The sequence below is a fragment of the Vitreimonas sp. genome (assembly GCF_036392335.1).
Classification (GTDB): domain Bacteria; phylum Pseudomonadota; class Alphaproteobacteria; order Caulobacterales; family Aquidulcibacteraceae; genus Vitreimonas.
In genome coordinates this window covers 17,990-33,787 of the sequence record NZ_DASVYD010000048.1, presented here as the reverse complement: position 1 = coordinate 33,787, position 15,798 = coordinate 17,990, and the positions used below count along the sequence as shown (strand labels likewise).

The following is a 15,798-nucleotide window of genomic DNA, read 5'->3' as shown; positions in this document are numbered from 1 at the left end:
GCACGGAAGCGTCGAAATCGGCCTTGAGGCGGCGCAAGGGTGACGCGGACGGCCTGCGCGGCTAAAAGAGTCGCACCATGAACAAGCACGATCCCGGCGGGCCGGAGGCGGTTGTCCGCTACGGCGATAATGAAATTACCATCCTGAAGCAGGGGCTCTTCGTGCGCTGCGCGGTGAGCGGCGAGCAGATTCCGCTGGATGAGCTGAAATATTGGAGCGTCGATCTACAGGAGGCCTATCGCGGCCCGGCGGAGGCGACGCAGCGTCTGGTCGCGAAGAAGCCATGAGGGCGCTGCTGCTCGCTCTCGCGCTGGCGGCGTGCGCGGCGGCCGAGGCGCCTGCGCCTGCGGAGACGCCCCCTGTTGCTGAGCCGCCGATCGCGGTGACGGAGCCTGCCGCGCCGCCGGCGCCAGCGACGCTGACGCTCAATTGCGCCGGCGCCTTTACCCAAGGCGGCGTCGCGCTCTGCCGCACGCTGCCGGGGGCGGCGATCGCGGTGGATGGCGTGGCCAGCGGGCAAGCCGACGCGCAGGGTTGGGCGGTGATTGGCTTCAATCGCGAGCACGGCGCGGAAGGCGTGGTCACGGCGCGCGCGCATGGCGCGAGCACGAGCGCGACCTATCCGATCGCGCCGCGAGAGTTTGATATTCAGCGCGTCGATGGTTTGCCGCAGCAGACGGTGACGCCGACCGATCCCGCCGTGCTTGAGCGCATCGCGCGCGAAGCGGCGTTGAAGCGCGAAGCGTTCGCGAGTTTGGCCGACATGGAGGGCTTTCTCGATGGCTTCATTCTGCCGATCGAAGGCGGGCGCGTGTCGGGGCGTTGGGGCAATCAGCGCATTTTGAATGGCACGCCGTCGACGCCGCACTTTGGCTACGACATTGCCGCGCCCACCGGCACGCCGATCCGCGCGCCGGCGGCGGGTGTCGTCACGCTCGCCAATCCGGACATGCATTATGAAGGCGGGCTGGTGTTCATCGATCACGGCCAAGGCCTCATCACGATGTACCTGCACATGAGCCGCTTGGACGTGAACGTGGGCGATCGTGTGGAGCAGGGCCAAGTGATTGGCGCTGTCGGTTCAAGCGGGCGCGCAACGGGTCCGCATCTGTGCTGGCGCATGCGCTGGCGCGAACGTCAGCTTGATCCGAGCGTGGCCGTGGAAGGCTTGGCCGCGGCGCGGGCGGAATTGTTGGTCGCGAATTAGTGAGATTGGAATGCGTCGCCTACTTCTAGCCCTTATGCTTGGCGCGCTCGCAACACCTGTTTGGGCGCAACAGGATCAGCCGCCGCTGCAATGTCGTTACGACGCGTCGGGTCGTGTCGACTATCAAGCCTGTCTGGATGCTTCGGCGCCGGGCACGCCTTGGGCGATGCTGTCTCATATAAATCTTGGCACGCGAGCATTTCTCAATGCGGACCACGCCACCGCGGTTCGGCACTACGATGCTGCGCAGCCGGGCAATGGGGACACCTTCTACTCTGATGCAGAGTTTCACGCGTACTATGCCGCGACGCTTCACCAAGTTGGCAGGCTGGATGACGGCGTCGTGCAAGCGCGGCGCGCGTTAGCTGTTATGAATGCCGATCGAAGTTTGCCAAGTTCAGTGCGGGATCGGTTCTCCGCCGTGCCCGTTGATCGGGAGTTGGTATATGCGGCAATTTTGCCAGTGCTTCATGCGGCCGGTGACGAGCAAGCGGAGGCAGTTCGCGTTTCTTATCTGCAAATGCCGGCGGTAGATTGGGTGAGCTGGGCAAATCGTGCCGGTGTATTACAGCAGATTGGGGATTTGCGCGGAGCGCTGTCCGCCAGCGAACAATCGTTGCAATTGCAGCCTGACCATCCCGCGGTGCTGAACAATCACTGCTATATCCTTACGCTCTTGGGTCGAGCCAATGAAGCGTTACCGTATTGTGAGCGTGCGGTGGAAGCGGCGCCCGGTATCGCGGGCGCGAGACATTCGCTCGCCTCCGCCTATGCAGCCCTTGGACAGTGCGGCAACGCAAGGGTGCAGTTGGATGAGGCGCGCCGGCTTGACCCCGAATCCGAAGACTATCGCCACGACCTAGCGTGTAGATAGCGGCAGCAGTTAGCGCGTAATTACGTGCGACACGAGCACGATTGCCGGCTCGTCCGTCTCATTGCGCCAGGAGTGCGCCGTATCTGCGTCTTCGCGGGCGATGTCGCCGGCGCGGTAGGTGATGGGATCGCGGCAGGAATTGCGCAGTTCGACCATTTCGCCCGCGACCATGATCGCCATGCCTTGCACGCTTGCGTGATCGTGCCAGGCGATGATTCCGCCGGGGGCGATGGTGAGGCGGCGCAGGCGTACGGCCTTGGTTGGATCGCTGGCGAGCGGGGTGAGCGCCAAATCCTCGCCGACGACGCCGGTTTGCGCGCCGAAGCCTTCGCTGCGGGCGTTGGCTTGGATGCGATCGGCTGGGCATTCGCGCACGCGCGCGTTTTGCACGGCGAGCAAGGTGGCGTCCGTCGTTGTGGCGACGTTGGCTTGGACGGAAACGCAAGCCGAAGCGAAGAGGGTAAGACCCAGAATTGCAGCGCGCATCGCGCCCTCCTTAGTTCGCGCCGATGAGGCGGATGTCGCAACCATCGATGATGAGAGTCGGCGTTTCGGCGCCGGGCGTGAAGGTTTGGCTGAAGGGCGCGTCGCAGGCGGCGAAGGTGAGCGTCACCGTGACGGGGCCGTTCGGCGGCAATTGTTCGCGCCAGGCGATCCCGGTTGGGAGCAGGTGCTGCATCCCCTGCGCGACCGTTCCGCCGTTGATGTCGAGCTGCAATTGGCGGCCATGATAATTGCCGACGATCTCGATGTAGTGCGCGCGCGGCGCGGGCGCAGACGGCGCTTCTGCTTCGGCGGTGGCGCAGGCGGCGAGCGCCAGTGTCAGCAACAGGGCGCGCATCACATCACGCCCGCTTTCATCCACGCCTCTTTCGGCCAGCGGCGGTGGGCCCAGAACCATTGCGCGGGGGCTTCGCGGACGCGCGCTTCCATGAATTCGTTCACGCGTTTGACGCCGTCATAGACGGTCTGTTCGTTGGTCGGATCATCGTAATTGAGTTCGATCGGCGGATAGGCGGTGGCGACGAATTTGGTGCCTTCGATGCGCCGGCCGGTGATGGGGATCAGCGGCACGTTGAATTTGAGCGCGAGACGCGTGGGGCCGTCGGCGGTCATGCACTCATGGCCGAAGAACGGAACGGAGAGGCCCTTATTGTATTTTTGGTCGTTCATCAGCGCGACGCTGCGGCCCTTCTTGAGAGAGCGCAGCAGGCCCATGCCGCCTTCCTTGCCCTTGGCCGCTTGCAGCGTAAGGCCGAAGGCGGCGCGGGTTTCGACGATGTATTTGTCGATGATCGGGTTATTGGCGGGGCGGTAGGTGAAGTGCGAATTGGGATCGACCTGCGCGAGGCAAAGCGAGGTGATTTCCCAATCGCTGAAATGGCCGCCGATGAAGACGGCGCCTTTGCCGAGTGTGGCTTCGACGATCTCCTTGCCGCGAAACTCCAGTTCACCGCTGCGATAGCGTTCGAGGAATTTGCCCATGTGCGGAAATTCGCCGGACATGCGCCCAATCTCGCGCCACATTTCGGCGCGGGTTTCGCGATGCCATTCGTCGCTCTGCTCGGGGAAGGCCATCTTGATGTTGCGCAGCGCGGTTTTGTGCGCGCTGGTGAGTTGGCCAACGACCGGTACGATCGCCGCGCCCCAGCGCGAGGCGCGCTCAAGCCCGAGGGCGCCCAGGCCGCCGACATAAGCGTGCCAGGCCAGCGCCTCGAGGCGGAACATGAAATTGACGGGCTTCGACTTAGCCATGCGGTGCGTTCATGCGCGAGCGGATCGGCGCGAGCAAGTTCTCTAGGGCCGCATCGTCAGCGAAGCGCGCGGCCACTGGCAGAATCGCCACACGCGCGCGCCATTCGAGGCTCAAGCGCGCGGCGTCCTTCTCGGTGGTGATGAGACGCGCGCCGTGCTCCTTGGCCAGCGCTTCGAGGTGTTTCAGATCGTCGTCGCTGAAGGGGTGATGATCGGGAAACGGCACGGCGTCCGCGAGCTTGGCGCCCATGCTGGTCAAGGTGTCGAAGAATTTTTCGGGACGCGCGAGACCGGCGAAGGCGACGAGCGGGCCGTCGGGGATGATGCCCGAGGGCTCCAGGCGCGCGTGTAGGATGGGTTTGGCGAAGCCTTGCAGCCATTCTTGCTCGACCTGCTCGGCGCCTTGCGGGTGCAGCAGCACGATCGCGTCGGCGCGCGCGAGGCCGTCGGCCAAGCGTTCGCGTAAAGGGCCTGCGGGGAAGACTTGGCCGTTGCCGACGCCATAACCTGGATCGACAGCGACGATGGACAGGTCCTTCGCCAGCGTTGGATTCTGGAAGCCGTCATCCATGATGATGGCGTGCGCGCCGGCTTGGGCGGCGGCGAGCGCGCCGGCGAGACGATCGCGCGCGATCCAGGCGGCGCCGTCGCGGGCGTGCAGCAAGGGTTCGTCGCCGACTTCACTCGCCGCCATGTCGGGCGTGACGCGCAGCGGGCCTTCGACGCGGCCGCCATAGCCGCGCGAGAGCGTGTGGGCGTTGGACCCGAGCTTGGCGCGGATGGCGCGCGCGATCGGGGTCTTGCCGGCGCCGCCGACGGTGAGATTGCCAATGCAGATCACTGGCACGGGCGCATGGCGCGAGATCGTGGTGCGGATGCGGTGTGCGGCGGCGAAGGCGTACGCCCAGGATAGCGGCGTCAGCAGCGCGCGCAGTGCGAGCGCGGTGTCGCGCCCACTCGCGTCGGCCTTCCAGAACTCAGGCGGACGCATGCGCTGTCCGTGGCGCGCGCGGCTGCGGCGGCAGCAAGGCGGCGAGCGAAGAAAGCGTGTGCGTGAACGCGTCGGCGCCTTGCGCGGCGACGCGGCGGGCGGCCTCCAATTGCTCGGCGCGGCTGGCGTCGTCGCGCCAGAGCAGCGTGACGGCGGCGGCGATGGAGGACGGCGTGTCGACGCTGGTGGCGCCGCCAGCGGCGAACAACGCGTCGAACAAGTCCTGGAAGCTCTCGACGTGCGGGCCGGTGAGGATGGCGGCGCCGAGTTTGGCAGGCTCGATCGGATTATGGCCTTTCAGGTGCGGCAGAAGGCTGCCGGCGACGAGGGCTATGGGCGCGAGATTATAGAAGAGGCCCAACTCGCCGAGCGTGTCGGCAACATAGACGGGTGCGTCGGCGATCGGTTGGCGTAAGCCGCGGCGGGGCGCGCCGCCAGCGAGCTTGGCGATGTCGGCGCCGCGTTCGGGATGGCGCGGCACGAGAATGAGCAGCGCGTTTGGAAAATTCTCGCGCAGCCGCTCGTGCGCGGCGAGCACGATTTCATCTTCGCCAGGGTGCGTGGAGGCGGCGAGCCAGACCGGACGATTGCCGATTTGCGTCAACATCGAGGCGCGGGCGTTGATGTCGATGCTGGGCGCGGGCGCCGCCAGTTTGAGATTGCCGCGGGCGCTGACCTCCTCGCCGCGCAGACGCTTCAGCGCGCGGGCGGTGCGGGCGTCGGCGGCGGAGATGAATGCGAAGGCCTTCACCAGGCGCTTGCCGGCGGCGGGCCAATTCTCCCACTGACGCAGCGTCTTCACGCTCATGCGCGCGTTGACCAGCGCGAGTTTCACGCCCTGCCTTTCGGCGGCCAGAATAAGGTTCGGCCAGATCTCGCTTTCGACGAAGACGCCAAGGTCTGGGCGCCAATGCGCGAGGAAGCGGCGCACGACGCTGCCGCGATCGAGCGGAGCGTAGATATGGGTGGTGCGCGGCGGCGCGCGCTTGGCGACGAGATCGGCGGAGGTGCGCGTGCCGGTGCTGATCAGGAAGGAAAGCGACGCGTCGCGCGCGGCCAGGGCGTCGATCAGGGAAAGGGCGACGCCGCTTTCGCCGACGCTGGCCGCGTGCAACCAGACGAGCGTGCCTTCTGGGCGCGCTTGCGTGTAGCGGCCGAAGCGTTCGCCGATGCGGTCTTCGTCCTCCTTACCGTTACGCACGCGCGCTTTCAGCCAAGCGCCGGCGAAAGGGCCGACCAGCGCGGTGAGGCCGCGATAGAACAGGAGGGCGGGCGAAAAGCTCACGAGGCGTGCGCCGTTTCTTCGGCCTGCGGCGCTGGTTCGGGCTTCAGCGGGGCGGGTTGAACGACAGGGATGCCGGCGAGACGATCGGCTTCGGCGGCGATGCGCAGCATTTCGGCTTCGAGTTGCAAGCGCACCGCTTCGAACTCAGCTTCGCTGGCGTCGAGCGGGGGCGGGTCGATCGGATTGCCCCAGATCAGGGCGCCGCGGCCGAACGGCAGCGGGAGTACGAATTTGTCCCAGCTCCTTTCAAAAACGATCCGGTTGGAGGTGGCCCAGGTGAGCGCCACGAGTTGCGCGCCGGCGAGCTTGGCCAATTGCACGGGGCCGCGCTTGACGCGCATGCGTGGCCCGCGCGGACCGTCCGGCGTCATGCAGATGATGCCGCCGTCTTCGATATGACGGGCCATCTGGCGCATGGCTTCAACGCCGCCCTTCTGTTGGCCGCGCTTGGCGGAGGAACCGCGGATCACTTCGGCGCCGACCGTGCGCGAGGCGTGCGCCACGATGCCGCCCTCGCGCGACTGGGAGATCAGCATCTTCGCTCTTGGCACGCCGGGGCCGAACGCCCACAGCTTATGAACCTGGATGAAGCGCCCGTGCCAGATGCAGGCGATCATCTTTCCTTGGCCGGCCCAGAACGGTTCGATGGCCGCCTGGTTGACCCGCGTCCAGCGTGTGGTGACGCCCACGAGCAGCATATAGAGCCCGATCAGACGCCCGATCACGAACTGGACGATTGAATTGCCTAGGATATTTTTGAGCATGGGTCCGCTGGGGCGGCGGCTTCCGGCAAGCCGCTTCGATCCTTATACGGGGGGCGGCCGGCCCTGCGCCAGCCGCCGTTTGAAGTAGGATATGAGTAAGACCGCCGACCCCAGCCGTTTTGACCTCGCGACGCCCGATGGGCGGCGGCGGGCCCAGCATGATCTCGTCTGGGCCGACCACGGGTTCCTGCGCGCGATGTTCGCCAATTTCCATTGGATCGAGCCAGGCGTCATGGCGCGCTCGAACCAGCCGTCGCCCGAGGCGATCGCGCGCTACGCGGCGCTCGGCTTCAAGACCATCCTCAATCTGCGCGGCAAGGCCGACACCGGCTATTACGCGCTGGAGAAAGAAGCGTGCGAACGGCATGGCATAACGCTGATCGATCAGCGCATGCATTCGCGCGAGCCGCCGAGTAAGGCGCAGGTGCACCGCGCGAAGGAAATCTTCGAGACGATCCAATATCCCGCGCTGATGCACTGCAAATCCGGCGCGGATCGCGCCGGCGCCATGGCGGTGCTCTACAAGCACTTCAAAATGGGACTGCCGATTGAGGAGGCGGTGGAGCAGCTGCGCTTCAAGTATCTGCACGTGCGCCAAGGCAAGACCGGCGTCATCGACTATTTCTTTGAGCGCTACCTCGAAGACTCCAAGGCGAGCGGAAAATCATTCCTGCAATGGGTTGATGAAGACTACGATCAGAAGGCGATCAAAGGCGCCTTCCTCGGCGAATGGTGGGCGAACCTGCTGGTCGATAAGATTCTGCGCCGCGAGTAGTCTCGTTCCCGTTGCGGGAACCCCGTTTCTCGGAAATAAGCGGTAACGTGCATTACGCACGGGCTAGGGGCCGCCATGACTGTCAGCGTGCTTGGGCGGCGCCTGCCTGCGGCGGCCACCTATATGGCGAGCCTTGGCGCGGCATTGCTTCTGTTGCTGCTCACCATCGGCGCTGCGCTCTGGCAAGCGGAGCGCAGCGTAGAACTGAATCATGCTGTGCGGGACTCGCTGGAGACGCGCTCGCAATTGCGGTTGCTGCTGCGCAGCCTACAGGACGCCGAAACCAGTCAGCGTGGCTATCTGCTGACGGGCGATGAGACGTATCTGCGGCCGTATCTCGCATCTCGCGACGAGGCGCCGCGTTCGGTGGACGCGCTGGCGCGCGCTGCGGGGGATGATGCGCGGCGCCTTGCCGAAGCGCTACGCCTGCGCGAACTCAGCGCCGGCAAGTTCGATGAGATCGCGCAGACGATATCCCTCTATCGCAATGGCCGCCAGAACGAGGCGATGCTGATCGTTCAATCCGATCGCGGCAAGGAATTGATGGATGAATTGCGCGGCGTCATCGCCGCCGCCGAAGCGCGTGAGCAGACAGATATCGTCGAGCAGATGGCCGCGGTGGATCGTTCAGCGCGGCAATTGCGCGTTATCGTTATCTTTGCTGGCCTCGTGTTGGTGGCGATTGGCGCGTTGTTGGTGATCATCGTGCGCAACGCGATGCGCGAATTGCGAACCTCGCGTGATGAAGCGCTCAGCGCGCACGAGCGATTGCTGCAGGAGATGGGCGGGCGTGAGCAGGCGGAGGCGAAGGTCCGTCAGATGCAAAAGATGGACGCGATCGGCCAGCTCACGGGCGGTGTGGCGCACGATTTCAACAACATGCTCGCCGTCATTATCAGTGCGCTGCAATTGGCGCAGCGCCGCTTGGCGCGTGGCGAGACCGATATCTCTCGGTTCACCGACGCGGCCATGGACGCGGCGCGGCGGGCGGCGACGCTGACCAGCCGTTTGCTCGCCTTTGCGCGGCGCACGCCATTGTCGCCCAGCGTGCTCGATGTAAACCGAGTGGTTGGCGGGATGTCGGAATTGCTACGTCGCACGCTCGGCGAGCAGATCGAATTCGAGACGGTTCTGGCGGGCGGCGTCTGGCGGGTCGCCGCCGACGTGAGCGAGTTGGAGAACGCGATCATCAATGTCTGCGTGAACGCACGCGACGCCATGTCCGGCGGCGGCAAGCTGACGATCGAAACGGCCAACGCATTTCTCGATGAGGCCTACGCATCCGCGAACATTGACGTGGCGCCGGGCCAATACGTGATGATCGCTGTCACCGATACGGGCGCGGGTATGCCGCCCGAGGTCAAGGCCAAGGTGTTCGAGCCGTTCTACACAACGAAGGAAGTGGGCAAGGGGACTGGCCTGGGGCTGAGCCATGTGCACGGTTTCTTGAAGCAATCCGGCGGCCACGTGTCGATCTACTCGGAGGTGGGGCATGGCACCACGGTGAAGCTCTACCTGCCGCGAACAAGTTTGGCTGAGGCGGAGGCGCCGCGGCCGGCGTTGATGGAGGATTTGCCGGCTGGCGACCCCGCGACATTGATCCTGGTGGTGGAGGACGAAGAGCGTGTGCGGACGCTAAGCGTCGCGTCGCTGCGCGAACTCGGCTACACCGTGTTGCACGCCGACAGCGGCGCGCAGGCGCTCGATATCCTGGAGAAGAATCCCGGCGCGGCGCTCATGTTCACCGATATCGTGATGCCCGGCATGAGCGGACGAAAGTTGGCGGATGAAGCGAAGCGCCGCTGGCCGACGCTGAAAGTGCTATACACGACCGGCTATACGCAGAACGCAATTGTGCACAATGGCGTCGTCGACGCCGATGCGCGGCTCCTGCTAAAGCCGTATTCGCTGAGTGATCTGGCCCGCAAGATCCGCGCGGTGCTGGACGAACCGAGCTGATCATTTCGGCGAGGCGCCGGTGTTGAATGCGCGGCGGCAGCGCCAATCCGGCAAAGCGTCCATTCGAACATGCGAACGCAAAGAGCCCGGCGGTGACGCCGCCGGGCTCCGCACGTGCTGATGCGACCGCGACTTAGCGCTGGGTTGCCGCGAGCTGCATGTGCTCACGGACGTGACCGCCACGCGCCAGATGCATGGTGTTGACGACCGGATGGTTGAACGCCGCCACCGCGCTATCCAGAGCCTCGGCGCGGCATGCGTCATAGGCTTGGCGTTCGCGCGATACGTCGCGTCCGGCGAAGAGCAAGCTGCCCGGCGGACGGCGGTGGCCTTCGCAGACGTCGTCAGCGGCTTGATTCAAGCGACGAAGCAGACGCGCGGCGTCGCGATCGTTGTTCAGATCAAGGTCGGCGTGGCGGACGTTTGCGTACGGGATCGCCGCGCGTTCGGATTCCGCAAAAGCCGGCGCAACAAACATTGCCGCGGCGGCGAGAACTACACTGGTGATGATCTTGGTGTTCATGGAGAGCCCCGTTCTGGTACCCATTTGTGGTCCCGCTCTTGCGGCAGGTGGGATCGCCATACCGCATGCGCGGTGTATGAGGGCTTAAGGCTCGCTTATTATTTGCGGCAACGCGGTTAGCGCACGTTGATGATGAGTCCGACTTTAAGCATCCGCGAATTGCAGACGGCTCAAACGCGCGTAGAGGCCATTCTTCGCGATCAATTCGTCGTGGCGGCCGATCTCAACGATGCGCCCGTTCTCGAGCGTTAAAATGCGATCTGCGTCGCGCACGGTGGAGAGGCGGTGCGCGATCACAAGCACGGTGCGGCCTGCGGAGAGGCGCTTCAGCGCCTCTTGCACCTTGGCCTCGCTTTCGGCGTCGAGCGCGCTGGTGGCTTCGTCGAGCAAGAGGATCGGCGCGTCGCGCAGGAACGCGCGGGCGAGGGCGATGCGTTGGCGTTCGCCGCCGGAGAGTTTGCCGCCGCGTTCGCCGACATTGGTGTCGTAGCCTTGCGGCAGCGCCATGATGAAATCGTGTGCGGCGGCGGCGCGGGCGGCGCTCTCGATCTCGGCGCTCGTCGCGCCAGCGCGGCCCAATGCGATGTTGGCGCGGATGGTGTCGTTGAAGAGCGCGGCTTCCTGCGAGACGAGCGCGACATTGGAACGGAGCGAGGCGATGGTGACGTCGCGGACGTCTTGGCCGTCGATCTGCACGCTGCCTGAGGTGACGTCGTAGAGCCGCGGCAGCAGGTTGAAGATCGTGGACTTGCCGGAGCCGGATGGGCCGACCAGGGCGACGGTCTCGCCGGGCTCCACCGTGAATGTGATGTTCTCGATCGCGGGCGTTTCCCCATAAGAGAAGCCCACATTCTCGAACGAGACGGCGCCGCGCGTGACCTTAATTGGCGGCGCGCCTGGCTTGTCGTTGATGGTGGTGGGCTCGTCGATCAGACCAAAGACGCGGCTGAGCGCTGCGCCGGCTTCGTTGAGCAGCGTCGTGAACTGGCCCATGGCGCGCGCAGCGGGGGTGGCGACCCCGACCGCGCCGATCATGCCCATCAGATCGCCCACGGTCATTTCGTCGGCGAGAATGCGGGCGCTTGCGATCCAAAGCACGCCCGCCAGCGCCACGCCGCCGATGATCTCCAGCAGCGGCACGGTGACGGCGCGATTGCGCGCGAGTTTAACGGAAAGCTTGCGGCGCGTTTCAAAGCCTTCGTTGGCGCGCAGAGTCTCATGTTGCTCAAGGCCGTAGGTTTTCACAAACCGCGCGGCGCCGAAGGTCTCGAACAGGAGCGCCGAGAGCGCGCCGATTTGCTGCTGGGCGGCGTGGGTTTGTTTGCGGGCGATCTTGGCGATGCGCATCAGCGGTCCGCCCGCGAGCAGGAAGACGCCGAACACGACAAGCGTCAGCACCCAATCGAACCACAACATCGAGGCGATGGCGCCGATCAGCGTGAGGGTGTCGCGAACGCTGGCTTGGGCGCCGCGCACCAATGCGTCGGCGACAACGTTGATGTCATTGGTGAAGCGCGAAACCAGCCGGCCGGGTTCTTCACGGGCGTGGCGGGCGAAATCGACGGACATCAGCTTGGCGAACATCGCGTTCTGCAGGTCGCGCAGCACTTTGAGCGCCAGCACTTGCGTCAGCACGGCCTGCGCATACATGGCGCCGCCGCGGACGATGCCGGCGATCAACACAGCAATCGGCGCCCAGATCAAAACGCGTGGGTCGTCGGCTGTAATGCCGTCGGTCGTGTATTTGAGGATCAGCGCGTAGGCGACGCCGGCCGCGGCGACCAGCGCCAGCGACGGCGCGAGCGCGGCCATGGTGCCGGTGTAGCGCGAGACATACTCGCGCCACAGACGGCCAAACAGACCGGGAGCCTTGTTGCTCTGTTTAGAGTTCGTGCTCAGGGTCCGTTCCCGGATCGAGCAGGCGGTGGGCGTGGATGATGAAATAGCGCATCCGTGCGTTGTCCACCGTGCGCTGCGCCGCGCCCTTCCAGGCGTCATAGGCGGTGCGATAGTTCGGATAGGCGCCGACGAAATCGACGGCGTTCAAATCGACAAATTCCGGGCGGGCGAGGTCTTTCAGTTCGCCGCCGATAACCAAATGCAAGAGCTGGGGTTGCTCGCTCATGGCGCTCCATCCTTCCGCTTGCGCGGATCAGGGAAATCCTTGGTGCGCTCGATTAGCAAAGGGTGTAGCGCCGCGCCAGCCGCCGTCACGCCGGGTGCGCGTGGGTCGGGCTGATTCAGGACGATCGGCTCGCCCCACAAATCGCTGACACGGCCGCCCGCCGCTTCGATAAGAGCCGCGCCTGCGGCGATGTCCCATTCGTTCTTGAAGCCGAACAAAACGGTGGCGTCGCCTTGGCCGGCGGCGACCAAGGCCATGCGATAGGCGATCGATTGGCGCTCGATGATGTCCATCTTCGGCCATGGCGAGCCCCAGCGCCGGTCGCTGAAGCGGTTCTTCTGGCCGATCATGCGTGCGCCTTCGAGTTTGTCGCGGCTGCTCGCAAACATGGGCCGGCCGTTCAGCGTCGCGCGCACGCCGGGCGCGCCCAAGAACATCTCGTCGGTGATCGGGTTATAGACGACGCCAGCGTAGGCGCGGTCGCTATCGCTGATGCCGATCGAGATGGTCCATTGCGGCGCCTTGCCGATCATGGCTGCGGTGCCGTCGATGGGGTCGAGCATGAAGACGCGTTGTTTGCCGATGCGTTGGCTGTGGTCGTCGGGGGTCTCCTCAGAGAGCCAGCCATAGTCGGGGCGCGCGGAGCGCAGCTTTTCGGTGAGTAGATCGTTCACCGCGAAATCGACATTGGTGACGGGCCCCGCGTCGCCCTTGGAATAGATTTCGAGCGGCTTCGTCAGCAAGTGCCGGGCAAGGGCGCCGGCTTCGCGCGCCGCGGCTTCGAGGAGCTCGAGATCAGACGCCGCCGATTGCAAGGTCGTCCACGATCAAGCTTGGGATATGCAGGGAGGAGTGCGCGTACACGTCTGAGCCGCAGCGCAGGCGGGCGTACATGTCGAGCAGATTGCCGGCGACGGTGACTTCGCTCACCGGATGGACGATAGCGCCGTTTTCGAACCAATAGCCGGCCACGCCCACTGACCAATCGCCGGTGTTCATATTGAGCGAGGGCGAGAACATCTCGGTGATCAGCAGGCCTTTGCCGGCGTCGCTCATCAGGCCTTTGAGATCGCGCTCGCCGGGCTTCACGAAAAGGTTCGACGTGCCGATGCCAGGCGGGCCGCCGTGGCCGGACGTGGCGTGGCCGTTGGGCTCAAGATTGAGTTGGCGCGCGGCCGAGGAATTGAGCAGCCAGGTTGTTTGCACGCCATCGGCGACGAGATCGACCGGCTGCACCGCGCCGCCTTCGCCGTCGAATTGGCGGCTGGCGAGACCACGCTTCACGAACGGGTCTTCGTGGATGCGAAAGCCCTCGGCGAACACGCGCTGGCCGAGCTTGTCCTTCACGAAGGAAACGCCGCGCGCGACCGACGCGCCCGAAATGCCAGAGAGGAACGGGCCGACGATGCGGCCGGCCAAGCGGTTCTCGAAGATCACCGCCGCTTTTTGGCTAGCGACCTTCTTGGCGCCGAGCCGTGCGGCCGCACGTTCGCCAGCGAGACGGCCGATCACTTCTGGCGCTTCGAGGTCGGCGAAGAACCGCTTGGTGCGATATTCGTAATCGCGCTCCATGTCGTCGCCGCGTTCGGCCACGGGCGACGTGCCAAGGCTGTAGGAGGTGGCGCTCTCGGCCCCTTCGAAGCCGTCGGAGGTGGCGTAAACGAAAGTGGAGGTGTCGTAGGACGCGCCCGCGCCGCCGGAATTGGCGATGCCGGGGATTTTCAGCGAGGCGTCTTCGCAAGCGCGCGCCAGTTCGAGCAATTGCTCGGGTGAGGGGCGTGCGGAATCCGATTGCTCAAGGTCCGGGTATGGGCCCTTGGCGCGGTAGCGACCGTCGAGCAGACCGCAGAATTTGTCCTCCGGCGCCGCCTTGGCCATGGCGACGGTGCGTTCTGCGAGCGCCTGTAGGCCCTTGGCCGAGAGATCGGTGGTGGAGGCCGACGCTTGGCGCTTGCCGATGAAAGCGCGCAGGGCGACCGACCGGCCCTCCTCGCGCTCCATGCCCTCCAATTGGCCCATGCGGACCTCGGCGGAAATGCTCTCGCGGGCGGCGAGGGACGCCTCTGATGCGTCGGCGCCAGCCTTGCGGGCGTAGTCGATCAGGGCCGCCAGGGCGGCATGGGAATCAGCATCGAAAGCCATACCCCCAACATGGGCGCTTAGCCCAAGGGCGGCAATCACGTGATGGCGGTAAGGGGTTCTTTAGAGCTGCTGGGCGAGCCCCGCGGCGATCAGACCGCCGCCGATCAGCAGATAACTCACCCAGGTCAGGATCATGCCGAACATGCGGCCGAAATTGAGCACCCCGGTGTGAAGGCCGATGCCGTGCAAAATTCTGCCGATGGTCAAAGAAATTCCAGCGGCGTGCAGCAGCCAGAGCGGGGTCGCGGGCTCCATCAGGGCGATCAGAACGATGCCGACGAGGCCTGCGGGGATGTATTCGGCGGCGTTGGCGTGGGCGCGGACGGCGCGGGTGAAATCGGGGTTGCCGCCGTCGCCCAACCGGATTTGGTGCCTGCGGCGGCCCGCCACCACTAGCACTGCCAAGACCAGCAGGATCAGAATATTCACACCCGCGTAAAGCGCGGCGATCTCCAGGCGCAGCATCGGCGTCCTCCCTCTGGATTTGCTCTAGCCTTTGTCGGGTTCAAGCAAAACCGGCATTTCAACCTTTTGTTTTGCTTTCAGAAACCGCGTGTTCACCGCAACCGGTCATAGTCACGACATACAGAATGCCTCGAAGGCAACGGGATGGGTGGTTTAGACGACGCCGAAATTATCAGCGTCGCGTGGGCGATGGTCGCGGCAATTGCCAGCTTGGGCTTGGCGGTTGTCGCGATAGCCTTTGCGCGTCGTCCTCTTGATGAGGAACACGGCGAATATTGCGCTGCGTATAACGCGATGGCGCACATCACCGGCGGCTAGCGAAGCCGACTAACGAAAAAGCAAACGACCGCACGCGCCGCTCTGGCTAAAGTCGCTCCATGGGATTCCGGTGGAGGCGATCATGAAGTTCCGCGCGATGGTTTTGGCTCTGGCTTTGGCGGCGTGCGGGCAAGGGCAGGGGCCCGCGCCGGAGACGCCGGCGGCGACCGAGGCGCCCGATCCTTTTACATTGAACATCGAGATTGGCCGCTATGGCGTGATGCTGAGCCACGTGCATGCGCTAACCGGCGATCGCCCCGGATCGGTGCAGCCGGAGGTCACCGATCCGCGCGAATTGGCGCGTGCGCTGCGCGAGACCGCGTGGGAATATAATATCGAGCGCTCGCGGCTGTGCGCGCGCGGGCTGTTCACCGATGTGGCGTGCGGGCCGGCGTTTGAGCCGGTTTGGATTTCCGAACCGGCGACGGCGGAGCCCACGCTCGAAGAATTGCAGGCGCGCAGCAGCGCGCTCGGTGATGAGGTAATGCGCTTCTGGAACGCCGTCTGCGAAGACGCCCGCACGCGCGAGCCGGATGAGCAGGCGAAGATGTATGTGTGTGCGATCGAGTAATATGGACCGCCGGCGCCCTCGCCGGCATGCACCGGAGTTGGCCG

The 15,798-nt window shown here is 65.0% G+C and carries 19 protein-coding genes; 7 read left to right on the top strand and 12 right to left on the bottom strand.

Translation table 11 applies throughout. The features are described from left to right. Nucleotides 1-77 precede the first annotated feature (77 nt). From VF769_RS11410 to VF769_RS11400, 3 genes are read left to right on the top strand one after another with little or no spacing between them, the layout of a single operon-like run. Nucleotides 78-287: a DUF2093 domain-containing protein gene (locus tag VF769_RS11410; protein ID WP_331008534.1), complete on the top strand. Its 210-nt coding sequence runs from the start codon at nucleotides 78-80 to the stop codon at nucleotides 285-287. Further along, nucleotides 284-1,207 carry a M23 family metallopeptidase gene (locus VF769_RS11405; RefSeq protein WP_331008533.1) on the top strand — a complete coding sequence of 308 codons (924 nt, stop codon included), beginning with the start codon at nucleotides 284-286 and terminating at the stop codon, nucleotides 1,205-1,207. Before VF769_RS11410 ends, VF769_RS11405 begins: the two co-directional genes overlap by 4 nt. A 10-nt stretch (nucleotides 1,208-1,217) precedes the next feature. Continuing rightward, a complete protein-coding gene (locus VF769_RS11400) occupies nucleotides 1,218-2,081 on the top strand; it encodes a tetratricopeptide repeat protein (RefSeq protein ID WP_331008532.1) in 864 nt (287 codons plus the stop codon). Nucleotides 2,082-2,090: 9 nt separating this feature from the next. Here the strand turns inward: VF769_RS11400 and VF769_RS11395 are convergent, their stop codons facing one another. The 6 genes from VF769_RS11395 to VF769_RS11370 are packed head-to-tail and all read right to left on the bottom strand — an operon-like array spanning nucleotide 2,091 to nucleotide 6,876. Beyond that, complete coding sequence (locus VF769_RS11395; protein ID WP_331008531.1) at nucleotides 2,091-2,567, bottom strand: cupin domain-containing protein; 477 nt, start codon at nucleotides 2,565-2,567, stop codon at nucleotides 2,091-2,093. 10 nt (nucleotides 2,568-2,577) lie between these two features. Beyond that, nucleotides 2,578-2,922, bottom strand: coding sequence for a hypothetical protein (locus VF769_RS11390; protein WP_331008530.1), 345 nt, complete (start codon nucleotides 2,920-2,922; stop codon nucleotides 2,578-2,580). Beyond that, nucleotides 2,922-3,836, bottom strand: coding sequence for a lysophospholipid acyltransferase family protein (locus VF769_RS11385; RefSeq protein ID WP_331008529.1), 915 nt, complete (start codon nucleotides 3,834-3,836; stop codon nucleotides 2,922-2,924). Before VF769_RS11385 ends, VF769_RS11390 begins: the two co-directional genes overlap by 1 nt. Then, nucleotides 3,829-4,827: a tetraacyldisaccharide 4'-kinase gene (gene lpxK / locus VF769_RS11380; protein WP_331008528.1), complete on the bottom strand. Its 999-nt coding sequence runs from the start codon at nucleotides 4,825-4,827 to the stop codon at nucleotides 3,829-3,831. Before lpxK ends, VF769_RS11385 begins: the two co-directional genes overlap by 8 nt. Further along, on the bottom strand, nucleotides 4,814-6,112 hold the full coding sequence (locus VF769_RS11375) for a 3-deoxy-D-manno-octulosonic acid transferase (protein ID WP_331008527.1): 1,299 nt from the start codon (nucleotides 6,110-6,112) through the stop codon (nucleotides 4,814-4,816). The genes lpxK and VF769_RS11375 overlap by 14 nt, the downstream gene beginning before the upstream one ends. Further along, nucleotides 6,109-6,876: a lysophospholipid acyltransferase family protein gene (locus VF769_RS11370; RefSeq protein ID WP_331008526.1), complete on the bottom strand. Its 768-nt coding sequence runs from the start codon at nucleotides 6,874-6,876 to the stop codon at nucleotides 6,109-6,111. Before VF769_RS11370 ends, VF769_RS11375 begins: the two co-directional genes overlap by 4 nt. Nucleotides 6,877-6,967: 91 nt before the next feature. Between VF769_RS11370 and VF769_RS11365 the strand changes: the two genes are divergently transcribed. Continuing rightward, nucleotides 6,968-7,651, top strand: coding sequence for a fused DSP-PTPase phosphatase/NAD kinase-like protein (locus VF769_RS11365; protein ID WP_331008525.1), 684 nt, complete (start codon nucleotides 6,968-6,970; stop codon nucleotides 7,649-7,651). 75 nt (nucleotides 7,652-7,726) lie between these two features. Then, nucleotides 7,727-9,610 (top strand): CHASE3 domain-containing protein, encoded by a 1,884-nt coding sequence (locus VF769_RS11360; protein ID WP_331008524.1) that lies wholly within the window; start codon nucleotides 7,727-7,729, stop codon nucleotides 9,608-9,610. 133 nt (nucleotides 9,611-9,743) lie between these two features. On the opposite strand, the gene VF769_RS11355 is transcribed toward VF769_RS11360, so the two are convergent. The 6 genes from VF769_RS11355 to VF769_RS11330 all read right to left on the bottom strand — a co-directional run bounded on the left by VF769_RS11355 (nucleotide 9,744) and on the right by VF769_RS11330 (nucleotide 14,865). Further along, the gene (locus VF769_RS11355; protein ID WP_331008523.1) at nucleotides 9,744-10,133 is read right to left on the bottom strand and encodes a UrcA family protein; all 390 of its coding nucleotides are present in this window, start codon (nucleotides 10,131-10,133) and stop codon (nucleotides 9,744-9,746) included. Nucleotides 10,134-10,277: 144 nt separating this feature from the next. Then, entirely contained in the window at nucleotides 10,278-11,945 is a 1,668-nt protein-coding gene (locus tag VF769_RS11350; RefSeq protein WP_331008522.1) for an ABC transporter ATP-binding protein, read from the bottom strand. A 70-nt stretch (nucleotides 11,946-12,015) separates the two neighbouring features. Further along, a complete protein-coding gene (locus VF769_RS11345) occupies nucleotides 12,016-12,258 on the bottom strand; it encodes a DUF4170 domain-containing protein (protein ID WP_331008521.1) in 243 nt (80 codons plus the stop codon). Further along, nucleotides 12,255-13,073, bottom strand: coding sequence for an inositol monophosphatase family protein (locus tag VF769_RS11340; RefSeq protein ID WP_331008520.1), 819 nt, complete (start codon nucleotides 13,071-13,073; stop codon nucleotides 12,255-12,257). Before VF769_RS11340 ends, VF769_RS11345 begins: the two co-directional genes overlap by 4 nt. Beyond that, nucleotides 13,054-14,400 (bottom strand): TldD/PmbA family protein, encoded by a 1,347-nt coding sequence (locus VF769_RS11335; protein WP_331008519.1) that lies wholly within the window; start codon nucleotides 14,398-14,400, stop codon nucleotides 13,054-13,056. Before VF769_RS11335 ends, VF769_RS11340 begins: the two co-directional genes overlap by 20 nt. A 60-nt stretch (nucleotides 14,401-14,460) precedes the next feature. Next, nucleotides 14,461-14,865 carry an MAPEG family protein gene (locus VF769_RS11330; RefSeq protein WP_331008518.1) on the bottom strand — a complete coding sequence of 135 codons (405 nt, stop codon included), beginning with the start codon at nucleotides 14,863-14,865 and terminating at the stop codon, nucleotides 14,461-14,463. A 144-nt stretch (nucleotides 14,866-15,009) separates the two neighbouring features. Between VF769_RS11330 and VF769_RS11325 the strand changes: the two genes are divergently transcribed. Further along, nucleotides 15,010-15,183 (top strand): hypothetical protein, encoded by a 174-nt coding sequence (locus tag VF769_RS11325; RefSeq protein ID WP_331008517.1) that lies wholly within the window; start codon nucleotides 15,010-15,012, stop codon nucleotides 15,181-15,183. An 82-nt stretch (nucleotides 15,184-15,265) separates the two neighbouring features. Then, nucleotides 15,266-15,754: a hypothetical protein gene (locus tag VF769_RS11320; protein WP_331008516.1), complete on the top strand. Its 489-nt coding sequence runs from the start codon at nucleotides 15,266-15,268 to the stop codon at nucleotides 15,752-15,754. Nucleotides 15,755-15,798: the final 44 nt, after the last annotated feature.

Coding starts and splice junctions, on each gene's coding strand:
- VF769_RS11320 (WP_331008516.1), top strand. CDS start 15,266: ATGAAGTTCCGCGCGATGGTTTTGGCTCTGGCTTTGGCGGCGTGCGGG.
- VF769_RS11405 (WP_331008533.1), top strand. CDS start 284: ATGAGGGCGCTGCTGCTCGCTCTCGCGCTGGCGGCGTGCGCGGCGGCC.
- VF769_RS11400 (WP_331008532.1), top strand. CDS start 1,218: ATGCGTCGCCTACTTCTAGCCCTTATGCTTGGCGCGCTCGCAACACCT.
- VF769_RS11370 (WP_331008526.1), bottom strand. CDS start 6,876: ATGCTCAAAAATATCCTAGGCAATTCAATCGTCCAGTTCGTGATCGGG.
- VF769_RS11395 (WP_331008531.1), bottom strand. CDS start 2,567: ATGCGCGCTGCAATTCTGGGTCTTACCCTCTTCGCTTCGGCTTGCGTT.
- lpxK (WP_331008528.1), bottom strand. CDS start 4,827: ATGCGTCCGCCTGAGTTCTGGAAGGCCGACGCGAGTGGGCGCGACACC.
- VF769_RS11330 (WP_331008518.1), bottom strand. CDS start 14,865: ATGCTGCGCCTGGAGATCGCCGCGCTTTACGCGGGTGTGAATATTCTG.
- VF769_RS11335 (WP_331008519.1), bottom strand. CDS start 14,400: ATGGCTTTCGATGCTGATTCCCATGCCGCCCTGGCGGCCCTGATCGAC.
- VF769_RS11355 (WP_331008523.1), bottom strand. CDS start 10,133: ATGAACACCAAGATCATCACCAGTGTAGTTCTCGCCGCCGCGGCAATG.
- VF769_RS11385 (WP_331008529.1), bottom strand. CDS start 3,836: ATGGCTAAGTCGAAGCCCGTCAATTTCATGTTCCGCCTCGAGGCGCTG.
- VF769_RS11350 (WP_331008522.1), bottom strand. CDS start 11,945: ATGGCCGCGCTCGCGCCGTCGCTGGCGCTGGTCGCCGCGGCCGGCGTC.
- VF769_RS11360 (WP_331008524.1), top strand. CDS start 7,727: ATGACTGTCAGCGTGCTTGGGCGGCGCCTGCCTGCGGCGGCCACCTAT.
- VF769_RS11410 (WP_331008534.1), top strand. CDS start 78: ATGAACAAGCACGATCCCGGCGGGCCGGAGGCGGTTGTCCGCTACGGC.
- VF769_RS11345 (WP_331008521.1), bottom strand. CDS start 12,258: ATGAGCGAGCAACCCCAGCTCTTGCATTTGGTTATCGGCGGCGAACTG.
- VF769_RS11325 (WP_331008517.1), top strand. CDS start 15,010: ATGGGTGGTTTAGACGACGCCGAAATTATCAGCGTCGCGTGGGCGATG.
- VF769_RS11365 (WP_331008525.1), top strand. CDS start 6,968: ATGAGTAAGACCGCCGACCCCAGCCGTTTTGACCTCGCGACGCCCGAT.
- VF769_RS11390 (WP_331008530.1), bottom strand. CDS start 2,922: ATGCGCGCCCTGTTGCTGACACTGGCGCTCGCCGCCTGCGCCACCGCC.